This window comes from Mycobacterium sp. (assembly GCF_035570115.1).
GTDB lineage: Bacteria > Actinomycetota > Actinomycetes > Mycobacteriales > Mycobacteriaceae > Mycobacterium.
In genome coordinates this window covers 1-3,026 of record NZ_DATMLH010000043.1, presented here as the reverse complement: position 1 = coordinate 3,026, position 3,026 = coordinate 1, and the positions used below count along the sequence as shown (strand labels likewise).

Here is a 3,026-nt window from a genome sequence, read left to right as displayed (position 1 = left end):
GTCGAATTGTGTGTTCTCGCTGATGCTTCCGGTGAGAAAGCCCTTGCCTAGCGGGCTGTACGGCACGAAGCCGATGCCGAGTTCGGCCAACGTCGGCAATACTTTGGTCTCGGGTTCCCGCCACCACAGCGAGTATTCGCTCTGCAGAGCGGTCACAGGTTGCACAGCATGGGCGCGACGAATGTTGTCCGCCGACGCTTCCGACATCCCGAAATGCTGCACCTTGCCTTCACCAATCAGCTCCTTGACCGTCCCGGCCACGTCCTCGATCGGGACCTCTGGGTCCACCCGGTGCTGGTAGAGCAGATCGATCGTGTCGACGCCGAGCCGCCGCAGCGAGTTGTCGGCGACCTCTTTGATGTGCTCGGGCCGGCTGTTTAGCCCGTTGATGTTGCCGTCGGCGCCGAAGGCAAAGCCGAACTTGGTCGCGATCACCACCTGCCCTGCGAACGGCGCCAGGGCTTCACCGACCAGCTCTTCGTTGTCCCCATAGGCTTCGGCGGTGTCGAAAAACGTGACACCACGGTCGACCGCGGCGCGGACGACTGCGATCAATTCGTCTCTCGAGCCCGAAGGTCCGAAGCCGCGGCTCATTCCCATGCAGCCCAGTCCAATTGCCGAAACCTCGAGGTTGTCGCCGAGGATGCGCTTGTCCATTGTTTGCTCGTCTCGTTTGTCAGGACACCGGCAGGTCGACCAAGTCAGCCAACCGGGCGCGGTGGCGGTAGGCGGTGCCGAACGCCAGCTGATCGCTCTTAGCCCGCTTGAGGTAGAGATGCGCCGGATACTCCCACGTCATTCCGATGCCGCCGTGCAGCTGAACACATTCTTCGGCGGCGTGCACGGCCGCACCGCTGCAGTAGGCCTGCGCGACGGCCGCGGCGATCGGCGCGTCGTCGTCTCGGCGAGCGCAGGTGTCGGCGGCGTATCGGGCCACTGGTGCAACGGAATTGACTTCGATCCACAGATCCGCCAGCCGGTGCTTGATCGCCTGGTAAGACCCGATCGCCCGGCCAAACTGCTTGCGCTGCTTGACGTAAGCCAGTGTGGTGTCGAAGCACCACTGCGTGATGCCCAGCTGCTCGGACGCAAGCAGTGCCGCACCAGTCTCGAGCGAGGCCCGCACCGCGGCCTCGGCAGATGCAGTACCGACGCGCGACGACGCAGCAGAAGAAAACTGAAGGTCCGCAATGGGTCTCGTCATATCCAGGGTGAGCAACGGCGACAAGTCGACGCCTGCGGCGTCACGAGCGACAGTGTGCAACTCCAGCCCGTCCGGCCCGGCCACCGGCACCACCAGCACGTCGGCTTCGCTGGCCCCGGCCACGCTGGTGACCCGTCCGGTCAGCCCGTCGCCGCTGACGCTGACACCGGCCACCGCGTCACCCGGCGCGGTGGACAGCGGTACCGCCAGCGCAGCGGTGAGCGAACCCGCCGCTAAACCCTTGACCGTCTCGGTGTCGCCGGCCTCCAGCAGCGCAACGGTGGCCAGCACCGCGCTGGACAGAAACGGCACCGGCGCTACGGCTCGGCCGATCTCTTCCATGACGACGGCCGCCTCACGGGCACTCGCGCCCGCGCCGCCGAGTTGCTCGGGCACCAGCAAGCCGGCCATGCCCAGGTCGGCGGCCAGCGCAAGCCAAACAGCGGGAAAGTCATGCGGCGCTGGGCCGTAGGCGCGCATCACCGATTCCGGCGGGCACCGGTCGGCGAACAGGCGGCGCACGCTGTCCCGCAATGCTTCCTCGGTGTCGGAGTACAGCAGATCGCTCATTTGTCCAAATCCTTGAATGCGATGTCCTTGTCGACCCGGTGTTCAGGCGGCAGGCCGAGGATGCGCTCGGCGATCGTGTTGCGCAGGATCTCCGATGTGCCGCCCTCGATCGAATTGCCCCGGGCCCGCAGGTAGCGATAGCCGGGCTCGCGCCCGGTGAAGTCGACCCCATCGGGCTGACGCATGGTCCAATCGTCATAGCGCAGACCGGATTCGGGGTGCAGCTCGATTTCAAAGCCCGAAGTCGCTTGGGCCAGACGGGCAAACGTCACCTTCAGTCCCGCGCCCTCCGGCCCGGGCTGACCGGCGGTGAGCCGCTGGCGCAGTCGTAGACCGGTCAGCCGGGCGACCTCAGCTTCCACCCACAGCCGCATCAGCTCGTCGTGCATCGCCGGATTGCGCAGCTGCGGTTCGGCCCGCCAGGCCTGGGCGACCTTGCGGATCATCCCGGTTTCGCGCACGCCGCCGGCCATCGACCCGATGGCAACCCTTTCGTTGTTCAGCGTGGTGGTCGCGACCTTCCAGCCGCCGCCCTCGGCGCCGAGCCGGTTCGCATCGGGCACCCGGACGTCGGTCAGGAAGACCTCGTTGAACTCGGCTTCGCCGGTGATCTGACGTAGCGGGCGGACCTCGACGCCGGGATCGGTCATGTCGCAGACGAAGTAGCTCAGGCCCTGATGCTTGGGAACCGTCGGATCGGTCCGTGCGACCAGGATTGCCCTTTGGGCCAGCTGCGCGCTCGAGGTCCACACCTTCTGCCCGTTGACAATCCAGTCGTCGCCGTCGCGCACCGCGCGGGTGGAAACCCCGGCCAGGTCCGATCCCGCGCCCGGCTCACTGAACAACTGACAGTAGAAGTGCTCTCCGGTGAACAACGGCCGCAAGAACTTTCGTTGCTGCTCCGCGGTGCCGAAGGCGGCGATGGTCGGCGCCGCCATGCCCATCCCGATGCCGTTGTGTGGTCCGCCTCCCGGCGGCGCACCCGCTGCGGCCAGGTCGGCTTCGACCTGCGACTGAAAGCCTCGCGAGAGCTCCAGCCCGCCGGAGCCGCGGGGGAAGTGCACCCAGGCCAGGCCGGCATCGAACCGGGCAGCCAGGAATTCACCTGCATCGCCCACCGGGTCGTGCTCTTCGAGCAGCGTCCGCACCCGCGCGTGCAGATCCTGCGCCACCGCCTGCTCGTCGACGCTCATCGGAATTCCCCCGCGTTGCCGAGCACCTGACCGCCGTCGATCACCAAGGTGTCGCCGGT

The 3,026-nt window shown here is 66.8% G+C and carries 3 protein-coding genes; all 3 read right to left on the bottom strand.

Annotated elements, in window-relative coordinates:
* A partial coding sequence (locus VNW74_RS02950) for an aldo/keto reductase (protein ID WP_325675117.1) occupies positions 1–657 on the bottom strand: 657 nt, incomplete at its 3' end.
* Between the two features lie 19 nt (positions 658–676).
* Positions 677–1,774, bottom strand: a complete 1,098-nt coding sequence (locus VNW74_RS02945) for an acyl-CoA dehydrogenase family protein (RefSeq protein ID WP_325675116.1) — start codon at positions 1,772–1,774, stop codon at positions 677–679.
* A complete protein-coding gene (locus VNW74_RS02940; RefSeq protein ID WP_325675118.1) occupies positions 1,771–2,967 on the bottom strand; it encodes an acyl-CoA dehydrogenase family protein in 1,197 nt (398 codons plus the stop codon). Before VNW74_RS02940 ends, VNW74_RS02945 begins: the two co-directional genes overlap by 4 nt.
* Positions 2,968–3,026: the final 59 nt, after the last annotated feature.

Coding starts and splice junctions, on each gene's coding strand:
- VNW74_RS02945 (WP_325675116.1), bottom strand. CDS start 1,774: ATGAGCGATCTGCTGTACTCCGACACCGAGGAAGCATTGCGGGACAGC.
- VNW74_RS02940 (WP_325675118.1), bottom strand. CDS start 2,967: ATGAGCGTCGACGAGCAGGCGGTGGCGCAGGATCTGCACGCGCGGGTG.